Annotated in this window: 21 protein-coding genes; 16 read left to right on the top strand and 5 right to left on the bottom strand. The window is 42.8% G+C overall.

What is annotated here, in order from left to right; genetic code table 11:
* Window positions 1-204 precede the first annotated feature (204 nt).
* From H9L11_RS21635 to def, 7 genes are all read left to right on the top strand, one after another.
* A complete protein-coding gene (locus H9L11_RS21635) occupies window positions 205-1,548 on the top strand; it encodes a magnesium transporter (protein WP_205391190.1) in 1,344 nt (447 codons plus the stop codon).
* Window positions 1,549-1,837: 289 nt separating this feature from the next.
* A complete protein-coding gene (locus H9L11_RS21630; protein ID WP_047101468.1) occupies window positions 1,838-2,380 on the top strand; it encodes an AAA family ATPase in 543 nt (180 codons plus the stop codon).
* A 107-nt stretch (window positions 2,381-2,487) separates the two neighbouring features.
* A complete protein-coding gene (locus H9L11_RS21625) occupies window positions 2,488-3,933 on the top strand; it encodes an AGE family epimerase/isomerase (RefSeq protein ID WP_064376937.1) in 1,446 nt (481 codons plus the stop codon).
* A 296-nt stretch (window positions 3,934-4,229) separates the two neighbouring features.
* The gene (locus H9L11_RS21620; protein ID WP_064376936.1) at window positions 4,230-5,000 is read left to right on the top strand and encodes a hypothetical protein; all 771 of its coding nucleotides are present in this window, start codon (window positions 4,230-4,232) and stop codon (window positions 4,998-5,000) included.
* Between the two features lies 1 nt (window position 5,001).
* Window positions 5,002-5,541 (top strand): sel1 repeat family protein, encoded by a 540-nt coding sequence (locus tag H9L11_RS21615; protein ID WP_033906511.1) that lies wholly within the window; start codon window positions 5,002-5,004, stop codon window positions 5,539-5,541.
* 511 nt (window positions 5,542-6,052) lie between these two features.
* Complete coding sequence (locus H9L11_RS21610) at window positions 6,053-6,517, top strand: ABZJ_00895 family protein (RefSeq protein ID WP_042520755.1); 465 nt, start codon at window positions 6,053-6,055, stop codon at window positions 6,515-6,517.
* A 234-nt stretch (window positions 6,518-6,751) separates the two neighbouring features.
* Complete coding sequence (def, locus tag H9L11_RS21605; RefSeq protein WP_017635324.1) at window positions 6,752-7,258, top strand: peptide deformylase; 507 nt, start codon at window positions 6,752-6,754, stop codon at window positions 7,256-7,258.
* Window positions 7,259-7,330: 72 nt separating this feature from the next.
* Here def and H9L11_RS21600 read toward each other — a convergent pair whose 3' ends face one another.
* Window positions 7,331-7,738 (bottom strand): helix-turn-helix domain-containing protein, encoded by a 408-nt coding sequence (locus tag H9L11_RS21600; protein WP_165439075.1) that lies wholly within the window; start codon window positions 7,736-7,738, stop codon window positions 7,331-7,333.
* An 84-nt stretch (window positions 7,739-7,822) separates the two neighbouring features.
* Between H9L11_RS21600 and H9L11_RS21595 the strand changes: the two genes are divergently transcribed.
* From H9L11_RS21595 to H9L11_RS21580, 4 genes are all read left to right on the top strand, one after another.
* Entirely contained in the window at window positions 7,823-8,326 is a 504-nt protein-coding gene (locus H9L11_RS21595; protein ID WP_033906514.1) for a DUF2938 domain-containing protein, read from the top strand.
* A gap of 226 nt (window positions 8,327-8,552) precedes the next feature.
* Complete coding sequence (locus H9L11_RS21590) at window positions 8,553-9,581, top strand: phospholipase A (protein WP_005376466.1); 1,029 nt, start codon at window positions 8,553-8,555, stop codon at window positions 9,579-9,581.
* Window positions 9,582-9,674: 93 nt separating this feature from the next.
* Complete coding sequence (locus H9L11_RS21585) at window positions 9,675-10,133, top strand: hypothetical protein (protein WP_033906515.1); 459 nt, start codon at window positions 9,675-9,677, stop codon at window positions 10,131-10,133.
* Window positions 10,134-10,461: 328 nt separating this feature from the next.
* Window positions 10,462-11,466 (top strand): metal-dependent hydrolase, encoded by a 1,005-nt coding sequence (locus H9L11_RS21580; protein ID WP_033906516.1) that lies wholly within the window; start codon window positions 10,462-10,464, stop codon window positions 11,464-11,466.
* Between the two features lie 40 nt (window positions 11,467-11,506).
* Here H9L11_RS21580 and H9L11_RS21575 read toward each other — a convergent pair whose 3' ends face one another.
* From H9L11_RS21575 to H9L11_RS21560, 4 genes are all read right to left on the bottom strand, one after another.
* Window positions 11,507-11,899 (bottom strand): hypothetical protein, encoded by a 393-nt coding sequence (locus H9L11_RS21575; RefSeq protein WP_005376463.1) that lies wholly within the window; start codon window positions 11,897-11,899, stop codon window positions 11,507-11,509.
* Window positions 11,900-12,388: 489 nt separating this feature from the next.
* Window positions 12,389-14,149 (bottom strand): ABC transporter ATP-binding protein/permease, encoded by a 1,761-nt coding sequence (locus tag H9L11_RS21570; RefSeq protein ID WP_033906517.1) that lies wholly within the window; start codon window positions 14,147-14,149, stop codon window positions 12,389-12,391.
* A gap of 117 nt (window positions 14,150-14,266) precedes the next feature.
* On the bottom strand, window positions 14,267-14,794 hold the full coding sequence (locus tag H9L11_RS21565) for a carboxypeptidase-like regulatory domain-containing protein (RefSeq protein WP_033906518.1): 528 nt from the start codon (window positions 14,792-14,794) through the stop codon (window positions 14,267-14,269).
* Between the two features lie 252 nt (window positions 14,795-15,046).
* Complete coding sequence (locus tag H9L11_RS21560) at window positions 15,047-15,661, bottom strand: 3'-5' exonuclease (RefSeq protein WP_005376459.1); 615 nt, start codon at window positions 15,659-15,661, stop codon at window positions 15,047-15,049.
* Window positions 15,662-16,017: 356 nt separating this feature from the next.
* Between H9L11_RS21560 and H9L11_RS21555 the strand changes: the two genes are divergently transcribed.
* The 5 genes from H9L11_RS21555 to H9L11_RS21535 all read left to right on the top strand — a co-directional run bounded on the left by H9L11_RS21555 (window position 16,018) and on the right by H9L11_RS21535 (window position 19,668).
* Window positions 16,018-16,878: an immunity 49 family protein gene (locus H9L11_RS21555; protein WP_033906519.1), complete on the top strand. Its 861-nt coding sequence runs from the start codon at window positions 16,018-16,020 to the stop codon at window positions 16,876-16,878.
* 137 nt (window positions 16,879-17,015) lie between these two features.
* Entirely contained in the window at window positions 17,016-18,092 is a 1,077-nt protein-coding gene (locus H9L11_RS21550) for a beta-eliminating lyase-related protein (RefSeq protein ID WP_033906520.1), read from the top strand.
* Window positions 18,093-18,174: 82 nt separating this feature from the next.
* Window positions 18,175-18,435 carry a DUF5062 family protein gene (locus H9L11_RS21545; protein ID WP_005376453.1) on the top strand — a complete coding sequence of 87 codons (261 nt, stop codon included), beginning with the start codon at window positions 18,175-18,177 and terminating at the stop codon, window positions 18,433-18,435.
* Window positions 18,436-18,658: 223 nt separating this feature from the next.
* Window positions 18,659-19,153: a YcxB family protein gene (locus tag H9L11_RS21540; protein ID WP_033906521.1), complete on the top strand. Its 495-nt coding sequence runs from the start codon at window positions 18,659-18,661 to the stop codon at window positions 19,151-19,153.
* 344 nt (window positions 19,154-19,497) lie between these two features.
* Entirely contained in the window at window positions 19,498-19,668 is a 171-nt protein-coding gene (locus H9L11_RS21535; RefSeq protein WP_162564176.1) for a hypothetical protein, read from the top strand.
* Window positions 19,669-19,871 lie beyond the last annotated feature (203 nt).

The following is a 19,871-nucleotide window of genomic DNA, read 5'->3' as shown; positions in this document are numbered from 1 at the left end:
TTATCAAACAAGGCGAATGAGCCTGACACACATTCAAGTCTATACCATGAACTGATGCAGAGGCGTTTTGTTTCTGCGAGCGAAATATAAATTCCGCAATTAAGTCAACTATCGCCTAGAATTTTAACATCAAGAATTCATGCCTTCGGATAGCACATATCGTCAATGCGGCGAATGTGGTAGTGAAAGCTATAGGTAAAAGTAATGATAGATTCCAACCAATTGCAAATTAACCGCAAAGTGCCACATTTGCTTGCTGAGATCATTAAAGCGATAGAATCGACCGAAGACTTGAGCTTTTTGAAAGACTATCAAGAAGCACAGATTGCGAACATTTTGGAATCGGTCAACATTGCTTACCGTAAGCGTGTCATAGAAGCAGTGCCGCCAGAGAAGTACTGGACGGTATTAAATTTGCTGCGATACGACACCGCCAAGCACATTCATCAATCACTCAACAAAGAGCTGCAACATGAACGCTTAGCGTACATCACGGATTCGGAACTGATCATCTTTGCAGACTTTCTACCGACCGAGTTTGTGGATGAGTACCTTATCGACCAAAGTGAAGAGTCGGTCGCGCATATCCAACAAGCATTGTCGTATGAAGACAACAAAGTTGGACGTTATGCCGAGCCTCACTTTCTGGTCGCAAACCCTAAAAACAGCGTAGGAGGCATCAAAACCGAGCTGCTAAAACGCGGGCAAAGTCCTGTGCGGTTGATTATTGTGCGTGATGCAAGTGGTGTGATTGGTACGATAGAGCCGCATACCCTGTTGCTGCACGAAAATCATATCAAACTTACCGACTTGACCGTAGTTACGCCAATTCTAGAAGATATTCAAACGATTCAAAGCGTCAGCAAACAAGTCTCGATTGATGGTGGAGCACATTGGTTTCCTATCATGGCTGGTGGCAAAATTATGGGCGTCTTGTCGATGGCGACCATTGCGATTACGTTGCGCGAACTCAGCCTACAAGCTGTAGTGGCAGAAAACGTACGAAGCGAAGAAGATTTGTTCACACCATTAAGCGTGGCGACAAGGCTAAGAGCACTTTGGTTGGTGATTAACTTGCTGACCGCTTTCGTAGCCTCCGCCATCATTGGGCTTTTTGATAATGTGGTCGAGCAAGTCGTTGCGCTTGCGATCTTAATGCCCGTTGTGGCGAGTATGGGCGGCATCGCGGGTAGCCAAACCTTAGCGGTGGCCATTCGAGGTATCGCACTAAACCACTTGCACCAAAGTAACTTGAAGCTATTGGTGAATAAGGAATTAAAAATCGCCACCATTAATGGTTTAATTATGGGATTGGTGATCGCGGGTGTCGTTTACATGGTGTTTGACTCTTTGCCATTGGCGATTATTATTTGCTGTGCCATTTTCCTCAATAGTTTGGCGGCCGCGGCATCGGGTACGTTGATACCATTCACGTTGAAAAAGTTTAACATTGACCCCGCCGTGGCTGGCTCGGTAGTATTGACGACCGTTACCGATGTCGTTGGTTTCTTTGCGTTCTTAGGCTTAGGTGCCATTTTCTTGATATAAATATCCAATTGACGCGTTAACCAGCAGAACCAATCGCACCATTTCCCAACCCAGTATTTTGGGCGAGCTTGCTTCACTCAGCATTCCTCCGTTTTCCATAACCGATGAACACGTCGTTTCGGTTCTTACTTTGTATATCTCTTTACTGCCCAGTTCTATTCCCCAAATTTCCCACTACCGATCTCGCTTAACGCTGGCGTGCCAAATGCCAATTTCAAACGCCAGATGATGCCCATTTTCTTGGCTGTACACGCATTACTTCACTCAAACAAAAAATAAGGAAACAATTTTGAATAAACTCATCGTATTCACTGGTGGTCCCGGTGCAGGGAAAACTTCGGTAATCGAACAGCTAAAAACACAAGGCTTTATCTGCGCGCCAGAAACCGGTCGTCACGTGATACAAACGCAGGTTGCCAATCACGGTTCAGCATTACCTTGGAATGACAAACAAGCTTTTCGAGACGAAATTATGAAGGCAGAAGTGAGCAATTACCGAGCTTTCAATGTCCACCAAGGGAATGTGTTTTTTGATCGCAGTATTGTGGACGTATATGGCTACAGTAAGTTGGAACAACTGCCAATCTCGCATGAGCTCATCACGCATTGCCAGACGCTTCGTTATCATTCTCAAGTGTTCATTTTTCCACCTTGGGCATCGATATTCAGCAATGACGAAGAGCGAAAGCAAGATTTTTCTGAAGCGGTGGCTACGTATCAACAGATGGTCAACGCTTATCACAAATTTGGTTATCAATTGATCGAAGTGCCCAAAATGTCAGTCGAAGACAGAGTAGCGTTTATTCTCGGCTCAGTCATCGAACAAGGCTGAAAGATGATTGATGCAAACAAATGAGTAAGGCTATTGTGAGCACGACAACAATATGCGTAAAGGGAGTTATTTATACTGGATAAAATTCAATAACTTAATTGAGTGTTATGTCTTTTAAATATCTTACCTTATTGCTCGCAACGACGAGCATGAGCAGCTTTGCTGATGTAGGCCTGCCTTCGGGGGATGATTGGTTAAACCATGTGACGAATGGCCTAGCCCCATATTGGATGATGGAAAGCGCGCATGGACAACCTGAGGGGAATTTTCCGACTTTTCGTTGTGATAACGGTGTCATTCTCGATCCACAAAAGCCGTGTGGAGAATTAAACAAAGGGTGGATTAGCCCGCACTTCGATCGCGAATACACCCGCATGAAATCGCGCCAAACTTACGCTTATGGCGTACTTTTTCATCTTACGGGTGACAAGCAAGCATTAGAGCTGGCAAAGAAAGGGGCTTATTACCTGATTGATCATCTACAAGATGAGAAAAACGGCGGCTTCGTGAGCTTTACGCGTAGTGGAAAACCGGGGATGGAGTGGCAACAACGAACTTCTCAAGACCAAGCTTACGCCTTGGTGGGGTTGGCGATGTACTACTACTTAACGCAAGATCCAAAGGTTGAACAAGCACTTATCGACCAGCAAGCGTTTATATTTAAACAATACCGACGAAGCGATGATCGCGGTCTGGCGTGGGTTTTGAAAGATGGTGATGGGGAAAGTGAGAAGCAGCAAGAGTTAGTCGCTCAACTTGACCAAATTAATGGCTACCTGTTGTTAACGGCGCCACTTTTACCAGAACCAGCGCAAGCCAAGTGGAAGCAAGATCTGCAATGGCTGATGCAAGTGATGCTAGATAACTACCATTCCGTCAAAGAGCAGCGTTTTTATGGCGCGATACACCACAAAGCGGTAATGATGCCAGATGCGAAACACAATGATTTTGGACACACCATCAAAGCGTATTGGATGACGTATCTCACTGGTCAGTTGTTGGAGAATTCCAATTGGACAGAGTTTGGTTTCAAAGGAATGAAACACACGCTTAAACAAGCGCAATACCAGCAAAACTTTGAGCAAGTCAAAGCGCTTTTCTCACCAGAATGGCAGAGTAAATGGACGCAAGAGAGCATTCCTGCTTGGCAATCAAGACCATACAAGCACTATAGCTCGTCTTGGGAATGGGCAGAGCTCGATCAAGCGGCAATGACAGTTTCCCTTGTTGATGGTTCGATGAAAGAAACGCTTCAATACACGTTACCCACTTTTATGGATGCATGGGTGGATCATCAATATGGAGGCGTCGGTCTAAGCCCTAAATCAACCAAAGCGTTCCATTGGGGAAATGGTTACCACCAGTTTGAACATGCGTTGGTCGGGTATTTGTACGCGCAACAAATGGCAAAACAGCCTGCCAAGCTTTACTACGCGCGACCAGCAGAGAATAAAATGCCACTTAATCCATATTACTTTAGCGCAGACGTAAAATCGTTGTCGTCACAAAGTGATGGAGTCACCACCGCGACATTCACCAATATTCGACCTTAGGTTGGTCGATGGTGATGTGTTAATTAAAGTCCGCGTAAAAGCCAAAGCAAAATTGTAGCAGTAATATCAATAAAGGCTAACCAACTGGTTAGCCTTTATTTTTAATAATCTTACATGTAATGGTGACAACACATATAGTTAACGAATGTTTATTTGTAATGACCGCTGAGTGTTTCTAACAAATATCTAACTATAAATTAACTTTCATTGATTAGGGTATATCTCACAACTAGGACAACTTAGAGCTTGGAACTTTATGCAATCCTGTTCATAATAATGGTTTTGAGAGAATCATTATGTACATTTCTATACTAACGCACGAGAGAGATACGCCGTTATCAATCAACTACATTAATTGCATGTATCCAGCTGACAAACTATTTAGCTCTTGTGTCGAACTAAGAAGCAAATTAGATAATGAGAAAATTCCCGTTAATACCATAAAAGATACTTCTCTTGCGGGACCATTACGTAAGCTTCCAAATGATATTACAGGTGAGAAAAGGTTACAAAAGCTTAAGGAACAGATAGATCGCAACATGGCGGTTAAGTCTGGTATGTTAACCGATCGAATGCACTGGAAAAACAAAGCTGTTATTCCTTCACGTAAATTTTCGTCTCTAGCTCCAATACAGTCGTCAACTCTAGCTTCTACTGCAATGAAAGCAAATAGTGGAAGGGCCATGGCCTTAGGGATGGTATTACAGAAAGGCAGAGCTATGCTTCTCTTTGATATTATCCGACAAAACGTTAGAGTACTAGCTAATCGAGTACACAATGCAAATCTAGAATCATCTGGCTGCATTTTGATTGTTAATGTGAAGTATTTGAAAGTCGAAAGGGAATATGGGAAAGCTCCTCAACTATCTAGAGTTTCATTAGCAAGTATAATTCCTCAAGAAGACAAGTATAACTTTGATTCGAGTGCTTATGTTCGTGGTCAAATTGCCAATATGTGTGAAGCTAGTGCTAAAGCTCCGATCAATACAAAGTTTCAAATTGTAAGCGGTCAGTATGACGATTCATACTCGACAGCAGTCTTGTTTATCAAATGCACATGGGAATAACATGAGAATTGTTAACGTTTTATTAGTAGTGCTCCTTGTTACGGCATGTAACGATACTACGTCAAAGTTTGAGGCAACTAAAACGACAGAAAGCCTCCTAACTAAGAATCGAGAAGCTCCAGAGCAGTTGTACAGCGAAGCAAATAAATTTTATGAACAAGGTGATGTGCAAGGAGCAAAGTCTTTATTGATCAAAGCTATCGAAGTGGATGATGTTCATAGTAAAGAGCTTTTAGGGATAATCCTTCTGAAAGAGCCAAAAGTCATGGATGTTAAGCGGGGCTTTTCTTTAATCTCAGAGGCTGCTGATGATGGGTTGGCGAGTGCACAATTTTATTTAGGATCATGTTTGTATGATGATGGCTGTGGTTTACCTGAAAATAAGGTGCTTTCAGCCTATTACTTGACGCAAGCGTTAAATAATGGTGAAGGTGGTGCACAAATGCTACTTGGATTTCTAGATGAAGAAATAGGTGACACTGCGATTGATCAAAAAACATATGCGGTAGAGCTGAATCGCTATATAGAACAGCTCAATTAATATTGCGGCTTAATGTTTTATAGGGTTTTAATCGAACCTCAAACAGAGAGTGCTGGACTTCTACAAAGCAGTAGAAGCCACAGCGAAGCTGCAACAATAATCGAGTGTGTAATAGAAAATAAAAAGCCGTCAGAACCACTGGTTTTGACGGCTTTTTATTCTATGACAGGTAGAGACTTCAATTTTCAGCGTGATAGGTCCATGAAAACTTAAGTGAGATTCCAATCACGTCGCATGATCTCACTAGTGTCATTGGAAATAAATGAATTGTTTCTGATACATAGAACGTATTAACATGGTTGCACTGGGCCCTTATGAGTAAATTCATTGAATATACCATTTGAGAGAGAGGGTTTAATTTTAAAAATAACAGTTAGTTGGAATCTAGGTTAAATGAAAATAAAACTATTTAAAAAGCTACAAGTTGTATTTCTTGTGGTGTTGTTTCTCTAGGTTGTCCAAGCGGAAGCATGATCTAAAACGCTTATTTTATTCAAATAAATGGAAGGAAATGAAAGTGGAATTAAAAAATAACTATTCAGAATCAGAAATAAACCAGCCACCATCGGTACTTCTTGTTGCGTCTCTGTTGTGTCTGGCGTCCGTTTGTTGGGCTGCATTGCTGTTGGCCATTGAATATATTGTTGGGATAGAAATGAGTGGTACAGGCTTTCTTAGCACGTTAATCCCAGCCATGAGTGTTGGTTATTACTTCGGCTACAAGACTGGAGATGTAATGCCATCAAAAACAAGATGGTATGCTGTTTTACTGTGGACTTTAGCAAGTTTGGTAGTGTTCTCTCTTATCTTAATGTCGTTAGATATTTCTCCGTTTTATTTATTATCTGAGCTCGGTGGGGTAAGTATTTTTATTGCTATCATAATGCTAATAACGATTGGCATCGCCTACTTAATTTTAAAAAGTGGTGAGAAAATGGCGATTAGAGTATTACTCAAAGCCAAGGAAAGTCAGTAGATAAAATACAACAAACGATTCAATTAGGATCATGACAAGACGTCAGCCATAATGTGCTGGCGTTTTAGTTTCCTGTTTGTAGGATTTTTTGTCTAAAAGGCAAACCCATTTATTGTGTTGTCGTTTGAGTTAATGGTTTATGCCTTGTGCGCAAGATAGCTTAGCAGGTTTATGTATCGAGAAACGTGTGTATAATTCGCCACGAATTACGATTTATAGATATGAAAGGTAAGTATGGCAGTCCTCGAAATTCTCTCCATTCCAGACCCAAGGCTTAAAGTAAAAGCAGAAAAAGTCACTGATGTATCGACAGTACAAACGCTGATAGACGATATGCTAGAAACACTTTACGCAACGGGCAATGGTATCGGTTTAGCTTCAACCCAAGTAGGCAGAAAAGAGGCGGTTGTTGTCATCGATATCTCTGACGAACGCAATGATCCTTTAATCTTGGTTAACCCAGAAGTGGTGAGCGGAGAAAACAAAGCACTTGGTCAAGAGGGATGTCTCTCTGTTCCTGAGTACTACGCAGATGTAGAGCGTTACACGTCAGTTGTTGTGTCTGCACTAGACCGTGATGGCAACCCGATTACAATCGAGAGCGATGAGTTCTTGGCGATTGTGATGCAGCACGAAATTGACCACCTATCGGGTAACTTGTTCATTGATTACCTCTCACCGTTAAAGCAAAAAATGGCGATGAAAAAAGTGAAGAAGTACGTAAAAGCGAAAGCTAAGTAATATGAGAGGAAGTAACCCTCCATGTCGAGTTACTTCCTTTTAAATCAAGAATAGGAAGGTAGGGAGAGCGGTTCATCTCTGCTTTTGGGGGACATAACGCTTTACGACTTTCATAAGCCTTTGAAATGAAGAGCAGTCCATATGCGATTCATGAGGGCAGGAGGCGACATGGTTTAGGCTGTCTCGCACCGCTTTCAAACGTTTTATTTGCTCATCAATCTCAAGTGCCTTTTTCGTTAGTAAGTCACGATCGATATATGGCTTTGAAACTTCTGATTGATTCAACATTTCTGCCATTTCGTTAAGCGATATTCCAGCGATACGCCCCAAACTAATTAAATTGAGTGTATTGAGTACCTCTGGTGAATATTGGCGTCTCAATCCATTCCTTCCTATCGAGCGAATTAACCCCAGCTGTTCGTAATACCTGAGCGTTGAAGTCGGCAATCCTGATTTTCTAACCACTTCTGCAATATCCATATTATTCCCCATTGACTTCAAGTTGGCTTTAAGTTGTAGCATGCAACTAAGACCTTAACAAATCAAAAACTTGAGGAGAGAAAAATGCTGCTTTTAATGGGATTGCAAGCGGTGCTAATAGGGATTGGTGCCACTTTGATAATGGATTTATGGGCATGGTTACAAAGGAGAGTGTTTGGTATTCCTTCATTAAACTATGCGTTGGTTGCGCGCTGGGTTTTGTACATGCCCCAAGGAAAGTTTATGCATGCGCCAATTATGGCGTCAGAGGCGATGCCGGGAGAAAAGTCACTTGGCTGGTTTTTGCATTATGCCATCGGCGTTACTTTCGCTTTGGCTCACGTTACTGTTTTTGGTCATCATTGGTTGGTAGAGCCCAGTCTAATGCCCAGCTTAATTACAGGCGTGGTAACGTTGATCTTCCCATTTTTGGTCATTCAACCTTGTCTAGGATTTGGTTTTGCTGCGAGTAAAACCCCAACACCTTGGAAAGCCCGTTTTCTTAGCACATTGGCGCATTTGGGTTTTGGTTTGGGTTTATTCATAGCCGGGTTTGCAATCAAAGTTACGAGCCAGTATTTTGCATAGAGAACATGAGCATCATGCAAACGAGTGGTTTTTATCTATGATGCTCAACTCTTGGTTGTTTTTTGCGCTTTGATCATAGTTGACCGATATGTCTAAAGTCTGTTGCATTTATCCAAGACGTAAAGTCGGCGGACATTTAACATTGCCTTAACGTCAGAATGGCAAGCGGTTTACCAAGAAAAACTAAAATTATCTGGTTTGACATAAAGAATATTAAGGGTTTCAGATGGCTTCAAAAGTGGCAGGGATATCAATACTGAGTTTATTGGCAGCGCCAGTTGCGATGGGAGAAACAGCCAGTGCTTATGATTTATGTTTGCTAGACAAAATAAAGCAAAGCAAAGGTGAAGAAACCATAAAGAGCATTCGCGCGCAGTGTGAGCTTGACACAGTAACCAGCACAGTGCCCGCTGATCCAGAAATTGAAGAGCCTGAAGAACTTCAGGAAAGTTTGGTCGACAAGCGTTTGGAATCAGAACGAGAAAACGCGTTCGAACCGTTTAGTCTGGTCGCGCATCGCGTTAACTATATTCTTCCGTTTACATACAGTGATCGTGTAAATAAACGCGCGTATGCCGACACCAAATACGGCGATGAACTGCGTAAGGAAGAGGCGGAGTTCCAAATCAGTTTTAAAGTACCAATGAACTATGATGACTTGTTGTTTGATGGCGATGGTCTGTTTTTTGGAATGACTCTTAAATCATTTTGGCAGGTATATACGGGTGCAGCATCTCGTCCATTCCGTGAAACCAATTATCGTCCAGAGCTTTTTTACTACACCCCAACTGACTGGAAACCACTTGATGGTTCGACTTGGTTAGGTTTTGGTATTGAACATGAGTCTAACGGTCAGAGACAGGAGCTATCGCGCAGTTGGAACCGTGTCTATGCCAACGTAACCTTTGCAAAAGACAATTTTGCGGTTTCTATCCAGCCTTGGTGGCGTATACCTGAAGATGAAAAGACATCGCCTAATGATCCCAAAGGTGATGATAACCCGGATATCGAAGACTATATGGGACACTTTGAGCTATCGAGTGCTTACAAGTGGAATGGTTACGAGTTTACCTTTTTAGGTCGCCAGAACTTTCAAACACATAAGGGTTTTGCAGAACTGGGAGTGTCATTTCCGATTTGGGGCAAAGTTCAGGGGTACGCACAATACTCAGCGGGTTATGGTAAGAGCTTGATCGACTATGATCATAATCAGCAGCGGATTGGTGTTGGTATTGCAATCAACGGTGTTTTGTAGTTTTTCGTAGATGGATAGAAATTAACACTGGCAATTGAAATTTCAATATTTAGAATGCGAGGCTGAAATTGATTTCTAACCTAGAGTGATTTTATGCTTCGTGATTACACCTTCGATTGTCTTGTAACTATGCCTCGCCATGAGCTGGAAGAGTTTAGTGCTCGTATGATCAGTAAAATGGTGCCAGAAGACGTGATGAATGATCTGTTCACCTTTGATCAAGAAGAAGTGGATAGTGAAGACCGCATGTTGTCTGCACGTCTTGATGCAATGCTACGCATGACAGCAATCGCACTGAGTGAAATTCAACAAGCGTTTGATGACTCAGACAACGCAAAGCAAAATAGCGAGCGAATGACGCGATTGGTGCTTTGGCATTTCTACGCGATCTCATTCCGTTTGGAAGAGGCCATCACGCTAGAAACACACTGTGCTCTAGTGGAAAAACTAATCGAAAATGCACCTTCGGATGTTTTTGCGTGGGTAAAAACATTGACGGATCTGCTGCACACTTACGCTGAAATCAACGCGAAAGAGAATCCTCAAGACTAAACACCTGTCGTTTATCGTTCAGTAAATTAGAAACAAGGCGAGCCATTTGGATCGCCTTGTTTTTTCGCGTCAGATAAACATTCGGGTTTGAAATACCAAACAAGCCTAGACTCAGATTTGTTCGTTCACTAGCGAACGGCGTGATTCCTTCTTACACTAAATCAAGGTGTTTGTTGCTAAACAAGCAAATGCATGACTAAGTCGTGTATTGTTTTCCACTTAAATGCGGATAATTTATGTCGAAGAACCTTCTGGTTTTTAAATTGGAACCGACTATTGAGCGTGTACGCTTTCCAGCTGAGCTTCATCTATCTAAAGGAAGTGAACGATGGATCCGTTAACGCAAGGTTTATTGGGTGCAGCTTTGCCACTGGCCGTGAGCAACAAGCGAAACCTTGCAGTTGTTGGCGTGTTGGGCGTGGTCTCTGGGATGGCTCCGGATTTAGATGTGCTCATCCGTTCTTCAACTGATCCTTTGCTGTATTTGGAATACCATCGCCAATTTACTCACTCGCTCTTGTTTATCCCGTTTGGTAGTTTCATTTGTGCTTTGTTGTTGTATCCGTTGTTCGTAAAGAAGCGAGGACTATGCTTCCGGCAGAGTTGGTTTTACTGCGCGCTTGGTTATAGTACCCATGCGTTATTAGACGCATGCACCAGTTATGGAACACAGCTTCTATGGCCGATAAGCAACACGCGTTATGCTTGGAACACTATTTCGGTAATCGACCCCGCGTTCACACTCCCTATTTTAATATTGCTTTTGTTTGTTGCACTGAAGCGAAGCCCAAACTATGCCCGCATTGCATTTTTATGGTGCCTGGCTTACCTAAGTCTTGGAACGATACAACGAGATAGAGCAGAAGTAGCTGGTTGGGAAATCGTCAAAGAGCGACAACACAACGCTATACAATTAAAAGCCAAACCAAGTTTCAGCAATCTTTTGGTTTGGAAACTAATTTATGAAACGGAAGAGAGCTACTATGTAGATGCCGTAAGGGTGGGGCGTTCAATAAAAATTTACCCTGGCGAATCAACTCCAAAGTTAAATATAAAAGAGCAATTTCCGTGGCTAAACCCGCAATCGCAACAAGCAAAAGACATCGAACGTTTCCGTTGGTTTTCAAACGGTTTTGTAGCGACGGATCCGAATAATGAAATGCGAATTGTTGATATGCGTTATTCCATCGTACCAAACCAAATTAATGCGTTATGGGGCATCAATCTATCCCCAAAAGCCAGTGCAGACGCGCACGTTGAATACACTGCTCATCGAGGAAGTACTGCAGAAGATCGCCAAGTTTTTTTCAACATGCTTACGGATTTTGAGTGATGGTTTTACTTTGGATGTCGATGCGGTTTCGTAATAACTATTACGCAGACTGAAAGTCCTTTACTAGGGTCGGCTTGCTAGCGAAGAAAATCTTGCCAAACAGGGACTTGTACTTCCAGCCAAGAGACAAAAGCCGTTTAGCTAAGTTCTTGTTTTCAATGATTGCAACCTCAACACCTTGGTAGTGGTAAGGATTGCTTTTGATGTAGTCGATAAATGCAGTAAGCACGCCTTGCCCGCGAACGGAGGGTGCAAAGTTGACTGCTACAATAGAAAAGCGTTGGCTACCTGCTGGGCAACGGACTAAACAGTGCCCAAGAGGATGAGTAATAGTCTCAGAAAATTCAGGAAAAGGGCGAGACTCAAGCTCTTGAGAAAGCGCATCGTATCGCTGACATAGATAAGAAAATAGTTGTTTCGCTTCGCTGTTCATATCGGTGCCGCTTTTGTGTTGCTTGGTTTAAAGGCATTGATGTCTCGAATATTGTAACCATAGATAGCAACACAAAACGCGGTAAACTTTTTCAGTAATGATTTCCTATTTTTGAAACCTGAATTGTTACAAATGAAGTTGATTGGGTTTTATATGGTGGTTGTGAACGAGTGTTTCTAGTTGAAGGGAGAATACGCTGGTTACTGGAATTCCTTTGTTAAAAGGCGAGCTGCTTGGTTTAATGCCGCTCGTTTAACTGCGAGTGGCATCTTTTGTATTTCGTCACCTTGTACAGCGACGATGGGACATGATGTGGGATCTTCTATCCTAGCTCTTCATGGTCTAAAATATCTCATTAACCACTCAGAGCGCAGCTATTAGATTCCTAGTCTCGCAAGGGCTCGCTGGACTGACACAAAAACATCGTTAAACTCCTGTTATTAAATTATTTGGTCCGCCTTTGCTTATTTTTGAGCGCTTAACTAGGCGTTACTCCAAGTGCTTAAATTGCAATGCCACAAGTCGCTGATACAACTCACAGCTTTGCATTAATGATTGGTGGTTACCAGCATCGACTAATTCGCCATTGTCGAGCACCGCAATTTTATCCGCATGTTGGATAGTCGAAAGACGATGAGCAATAATCAGCGTTGTGCGTCCTTTCATTAGAGCTTCAAGTGCTTGCTGAACGTGATGTTCACTTTCACTATCAAGGGCGCTGGTAGCTTCGTCTAGCAGTAAGATTTTTGGATCTTTTAGAATCGCGCGAGCAATCGCAATGCGCTGCTTTTGTCCGCCCGATAGCCTAACGCCGCGCTCCCCTAAAAAGCTGTGATAGCCTTCGGGAAGCTTCTCAATAAACTCATGGGCATGGGCTTTTTTCGCGGCTTCGATAACTTGTTCATCCGTCGCTTCAGGATTACCGTAGCGAATATTATGGAAAACATCATGGCTAAACAGCGCTGGTTGTTGTGGTACGAGCGCCATTTGACGTCGAAGCTCGTTTGGATCGAACTGTCGAATATCTTCACCACCAAACAACACTTGCCCTTTTTGCGGATCATAAAAGCGTTGCAGCAGTTCGAATAGTGTTGTTTTACCGGCACCAGAAGGGCCGACCAACGCCAACACTTTTCCTTGTTCAGCAGTTAGATTTAACTCTTTGATAGCTGGTTGATTTGGGCGAGAAGGGTAGTTGAAACTCACCGAATTAAAGTTAACCTCAGCAGGCATGTCGGCACGGACAGGCAAATGGTTGCTTGGCGCTTTAATATCACTGGCTACTTGAAGGATCTCAATCAGCCGTTCGGTAGCACCTGCGGCTCTTTGCAATTCACCCATGACTTCGGAAATGGTTGCAGTCGATGAGGCAACCATAATGGCATAAAACACAAATGCGGCTAGGTCACCCGCAGACATTTTTCCGTGAATCACATCGCTGCCGCCTATCCAAAGCATGCCTGAAATCGCGCTGAACACAATCACAATAACGCCTGATATCAGGATCGCTCGCTGCTTTACTCTCTGTCTGCCTACTTCATAAGCTTTTTCCACCTCGACAGCGAAAGCCGCTCGTTCATGCGACTCTGAGCTAAAACTTTGCACGGTTTTAATATGTTCTATCGCTTCTCCAGCGTAGCTTCCGACATCGGCCATTGAGTCCTGACTTTGGCGAGAGAGAGCACGCACGCGTCGTCCATAAAACAAAATTGGCACCAAAACCAAAGGCACAGAAGCAAGCACAATCAGCGTGAGCTTAACGTTGGTAGCGAATAACATAATGATGGCACCAAAACACATCAAAGCGCTACGCATCGCCATCGAGAACGATGAACCAATAATGCTTTGCAGCAATGTGGTATCGGTAGTCAGGCGCGACATTATGTCGCCGCTACTGTTGGTCTCAAAATAGCTCGGATGCAGCGTAATCACATGATTAAACACCGCAAGGCGAATATCCGCACTAACGCGCTCACCTACGGCAGAGACAAGGTAAAAGCGAAAGAAAGTCCCAATGGCAATACACAATGTGACACCGACAATAAACTGAATCGCATTGGTGAGCTCTTGCAATGATTGCTGAGCAAAGCCTTGGTCGATAAGAATGCGCACTCCATAGCCAACGGATAACGTCAAACTTGCTGTCGCGACAAGGGCAACCAAGGCTGCCGCAACCCGCCATTTATAAGGTGCAATAAAGGTGCTGAGTTTAAGAAGAATGCTGAGATTTTTGTTATTTTTTCTGCTCATGAGTGACTCACAAAGCGTTTTAGGTACCTGGCATAGTAAGCCAGTTTGGTTGGTGAGACCAGCGAACTACCGCTTTCGGATTAGGAAGTTGAGGAGTTTGATAGAGTAAACATTACTCTATCTGTTTACTTTTAAGTAATCACTTAAGTCACATTGACTACTTACGGAATCCCCATGGGATTGAAATTCAAACTTTCTGATGGGGTTGGTGGCTTCGCAGTTTAAATTAGACATATTTACTCTTTCCTTCATACCGATGACATGATGCCTGAAAACTCCTTTCCAAATAACAACCTTTTGATTGGCAACGGTTGTGGTCACTTCTACACTGCATATTGTTTGAAATAGACCGTCGAAAATACTTAGAACTTTATTCCTTTTTCTGAAAACAGGATCAAACTTGAATTCCCCATTTGTATTCGTGGTGAAGCTACGTTCGAAAGAACGATTTTCTGACCGAATGGTAAGTACTACATTTGCATTCTTTATGGGGGTATCGTTCTTCGTAATACGTCCTTTTATGCTTGGTGTAAACTCTTGAGCTTCCTTACCAAAAAATAAAAAGCCAACAGCAAAAACAGAAATCAGTACGAGTATGAGTAAAGCTGCAAACTGTTCTAAGAACAGAAAAACATTGTTGATCATCGCTTACAAATCAGTAGTCAGTGAATACACCTCGAATTGTTGCGTATTGTCTCGAGTGACTATAGCGAGTATCTAAATCGGTGAGACATAATTCACGATTTTTTTAGAAGTTTTGGAGGATAGAGTGACCCAGGCGATCTTTGTTTTGAATAAGAAGCACTGCGATATTGACAGATATAGCCAATATCGCATGTATATCGAAAATCACTTAAACGTCGAAGAGACTAGAATCAGCTTTTAGTTCGGAGGGGGTTACGCACGGCTTTTGGCGAGTAGCAGGTCGACTTTTCCTTTGGCTGTTTTACTGACCGTTTGCATCAACTGAAAACTTGGTTTTTCGACGCCTGAGTTTTCTATCCCTTCGACCATTAAGAGCCAAAGCTTGGCTGTCATTTGCGCATCGGCTAGTGCTCGGTGGAAAACACCGTCGTTGTCGATATTTTTATAGCGAACAAGTTCACCTAGCTTATGTGATGGGGCTTCTTGAATGAGCCGTCTTGCCACTAGTAAGGAGCAAGCAAACTCACCCGAATAACCACAGTTGATTCGTTCAAGCTCCGCATCTAAAAATCGTTTATCGAAGGACGCGTTGTGAGCGATAAGGTTTTCGCCTGCAATGAACTCACTAAATGACGCCATTACCTCTTCGCAGCTTGGTGCCGATCGCAACATATTGTTGGTAATGCCGGTGTAGTTCTCAATGAAAGAACTCACTCTGAAACCGGGATTCATGAGTTGCTGAAAACTATCGACAACCTCGCCATTGACTAACTTTACTGCACCAATTTCTATTGCGCGATCACCTAAAGTAGGAGAGAGACCTGTGGTTTCAAAGTCGAGTACGACCACAGAGTTTGCTTGAGGCATAAAATTTTCCAGCTGAGTAATATTGCGCAAGAGTATTATCGAAAGCGACAGAAAAAGAAAGGCGAACACAATGGTGAATATCTGTCTATCTTTACTCCACAAAGTCAGTGTTCGTCGTCCACTGTTTATGGACAGGTACGTTCTGGCTTACCCATCGCGGCTTGTGCGGTAGCCTTATATTTCAAATGTTTTTCGGCTTTTCGATTCATTTCAATTAAGCATTAACTTTCGATACAACATACTGATTATAAATTGATTTTATAAATCAACTTCGGCATCATTCACGGCTTGATTTTGAGTATGAATATCATCACGGCAAAAAATTAGAACAACTTATAATGAGAGGCTAGGGAACGATGGAACCAATGAAGAATCATTATTTAGAGATACCTGAAGAAAGAAAATTGCGTATTTTTCGTGAAGAAGATGAAGATTTCTACAGCTTCTGGGAAAGAATGCTTGATGAAAAACAATCTTTTTATAAGCAACCTCTTAAAAGAATGAAAGGCGATGCTTGGGATTCGCTTGAGGCATTCTTCACCGCTTCCGAATTCGGACAACATCAGGCCTCGCCAGCTTACATAAAAAGGGCGCTTGAGTTACTGAATAACGTGTACTTGCTGGCCAATCATTCAGACCAAGTGGTTGAATTTTCCGTTGGGCACCGACACTTTTCGGAAGTGGGTAACCGTTCTGTTGCAGAAGGAACAATGGATGCTTGGTTGGATGAAATCTGTTTAGCAATGGCAGCGAGAGATTGGCGCTGCGTAGAGCTGATGACCATCATGGATGAGTCGTTAGTTTCTATAAAGACGCCGTTTAATGTTGCGCTAGTCGAGTTCGTTAACGGTGTATTTAGCAATTCATCAGCGTTACCTGAGTTATTGCAAACTGTGATGGAGAAATCTTCTCCGCAATACTTAGAATCAACCAGAGTGCCATATGTACACTCTTTGTTTATTCCATTTGTGAATGTGTTTGTTGCCATTATCGATGGCGATGAGGCACATTATCAAGAGGCACTGAGGGATGCGTTAGAGGCGCATTACCAGTTCTACATGAATGAAGATGTTCGCTATTCGCCAAAAGGAAATGTTTCTCTGAAACTGACTGGTCTTGCTGCATTAGCATACGATAAGTATGGCTGGACGATTCCAGAAGCCGCATATTTACCTAAATGGCTTGTTTACGGTGAGCATGATCTTTGTTCTGCGTAAATCACTCTTAAGTTAAATCTATGTCCAACCGGAGGTTCAGCACGGAGGCATACGCAGAAAATACATCGCGAAAATGCAGTTTACGCCTCCGTTTTAACAAGTTACATTGTTGAAGCTTTGATTCAAAGGACAGAACAATGAGTGCCCACCTAAAACAGCTTTGTCATATCCATCTCTCTGGTAATAAAGAAGATTCTCCAGCCGAACACTTTGCGAAAATGACAAAGTGGTGCGAAGAGAACAACGTAAATCACGATGTCTACGGTGAGGGAGAAACGATTCAAGCGTTCGAGCAAAAGGTTGCCGATCTGCTGGGTTACGAGGCAGGGCTTTTTGTTGTAACAGGGACGATGACGCAGCCAACGGTGCTTGAAATTGTCACAAGACAAAAGCGTAATCCTATTGTCGCCATGCACGCATCTAGCCATATTCCGGTGCATGAAAAACAAGGCTATCAGCTTCAACATCGCTTTAGTATTTTGCCAGTAGGGAACCCTTATCAAACATGGAAGCTTGAGGATCTCACTGCTTGGCCGGATGAAATCGCAGCCGTTCTTTATGAACTCCCGATGCGAGAAATTGGTGGTCAGCTACCTTCATGGCAAGAACTGGAAGAAATCAAAGCGTACTGCGCCGAAAACAAAATTCATCTCCATATGGATGGCGCAAGACTTTGGGAAACCGCAGCTTACTATCAGAAAGAATACCGCGAGATCGCCGCTGGTTTTGATACGACCTATGTTTCACTTTACAAAGGCATCAACGGCATGGGCGGATCTATGTTGCTTGGCTCAAAGTCGTTCATTGAACTGGCTTCAATGTGGATGAAGCGGCAAGGTGGCAACCTCTATCACAGAACACCTTATGTGGTGTCTGCGGCAATGCAGTTTGATGAAAGGTTGTCACAAATGCCGGCTCTGTTTGAGCGAACAAAACAGATCTACAAGATCATTGAAGAGTTCCCATCTTTGGCGGTGAGACCAACCCAGCCTCAAGCAAACATGTTGCACCTTATCCTGCCATTTAGCTGCGAAGAGTTGAAAGAACTCCAACACACGTTTGCCACGGAAAAGGGCATTTGGTTTGGTAACCCGCAAGTCACGGCACATCCAAATCAATCGATTGTTGAATGGTATATTGGTGACTACCTGCTCAATCTTGGTGATGACGAATTAAGGTCGTTTTTCAATCAGTTACTCGGTAAGAAGGCATAAACTTATCAATATGCGAGCTTACTAACACGCCATACGCGACACTTCATGTATTCTTAATTGAAGCGAAGAAGAGGATTTATCAATGTCAAAAAGCTCCAAACTTCACAATGAAGACAAACTGGTTAAGAAGGCACTAGAGATTGGTGGGAAGATGGCGAAGCTACAAGGCTTTGACCTTCCTCAGTCACCACAACCTCTAAGAGTAAAAGCGATTTACCTATTCTTGGTTGATGCCAAACAGATCACCCCATTACCGGAAAGCAAGCTAGACGGCGCAAGCATCAAACACCGACTGGCAGTCTGGATACACAGTGCATTGCCAGACAACGACCCTCTAAAGTAGAAAACCTCATAAGTCATATAGGTCATTAATTAACAAGGCGAGCCAAATGGTTCGCCTTGTTTGATCTTGGCGAGTGCACCGAGGTCTTCTAATGTTTCGTTATCATTGATTTACAAAACAGTATCAAAAGGGCTAAAGATAAAGCCAGAGAAGCGCTACAATGCTCGCGTTGCAAGAGTGCAACCAAGAATACTCATTTACAGAAGCCTTGAAGTAACCATACATGTCTAAAGATTTCGAATTCACTACAGAATACACACTCGACAAGCCATTTTTTGCTGAGTGTTATGATCAAACTAGCCAGCCAGTTAAGTTCCCGCAAGCGTATTTGAAAGGGATCCTCTTTCTAATTTTTGGTGTGGTTTTATTGGAGTTTGAACTGCTACCTAACGGTTACGTCGGTTGGTTCTTTATCGTATTGAGTGTGATTGAAGCGTGCAGCGTTTACTTCAAAAGAACTTGGTGGCTGTGGCGTCAAACCATCAGCTCAAGTCGCGGCAGTAAAGTGGTGTTTGAAGTGAATGCAGATGGCGTACGCTACAAAAGCGGTAAAGTTGACCGCAGCCTCGCTTGGAATGATATCGACCAACTCGAACAAACTGATTTGGGCTTTATCCTTCACCTTGGTAAACAACGCCAATACATCAGCAAATCTTGCTTAAACGAAGAAGTGATCGCGTTTATGGTAGAGCAGCACGCGGCATCAAAAGCGAGCTAACAAAAAAGCGAGTCCGTGGGTTTGCTTTTTTGATCTTAGAGTTTGATGCTTATGGGGTAGCTCTGATTCAGGCTCAAAATCTGAACCACTACACTCGGTGTTTCTGGTTGCGTCTTTCCAGTATATGGACTCCTTAAGTGTGCTGCGGAGTTAGTGTGTAAACTGAACCAAAAAAGTGACAATGAGATAGTTTATTGTGAGCCTACAGTGATGACGCCAACTTCTAGAGCATTTTTGCTCGATTACTATGTTCGGCAAAGGTTTGACATTCGTTAGTTTGTTGGGTTTTCCCTAATAAAGTTCATGTGGCCAGTGTTGGACTTATGCGTCTAAAGGTAACTTCTATGCGGAAGAAACTTATTCGATTTGAGGGGGCTATCCATGGAATTGCGATTCGAGCCCCATGGGAGGCGTTCGAAGCTTTAGGTAAAGTAGCCTATGAGAATGGAGTGTACAGCGAGAATCGAACCTACATCATCATCAGCTTGGAAGGGGGCGCAGTTCGGGTTTTGTAAGAGCCATTTCCCATTAAATCTATTTAATGTCAATTGTTTAAGTTACTTTTCCAACAGAAATCCAAAAACAGTTGAAACTGTAAACCTACATTTTGGCTCCTAATCACGAATTTGAAAATAGTGAAAAATTCATTATTTTCAAATTCGTTTTGATAAATCGCGACCCGATTTGGTTAGAAAGTTTCATCTAAAAAGTGCTTAAT

The organism is Vibrio sp. sp1, from assembly GCF_016920955.1.
GTDB lineage: Bacteria > Pseudomonadota > Gammaproteobacteria > Enterobacterales > Vibrionaceae > Vibrio > Vibrio alginolyticus.
The sequence above is the reverse complement of the archived record's forward strand: the minus strand, read 5'-3'. Positions and strand labels throughout refer to the sequence as shown.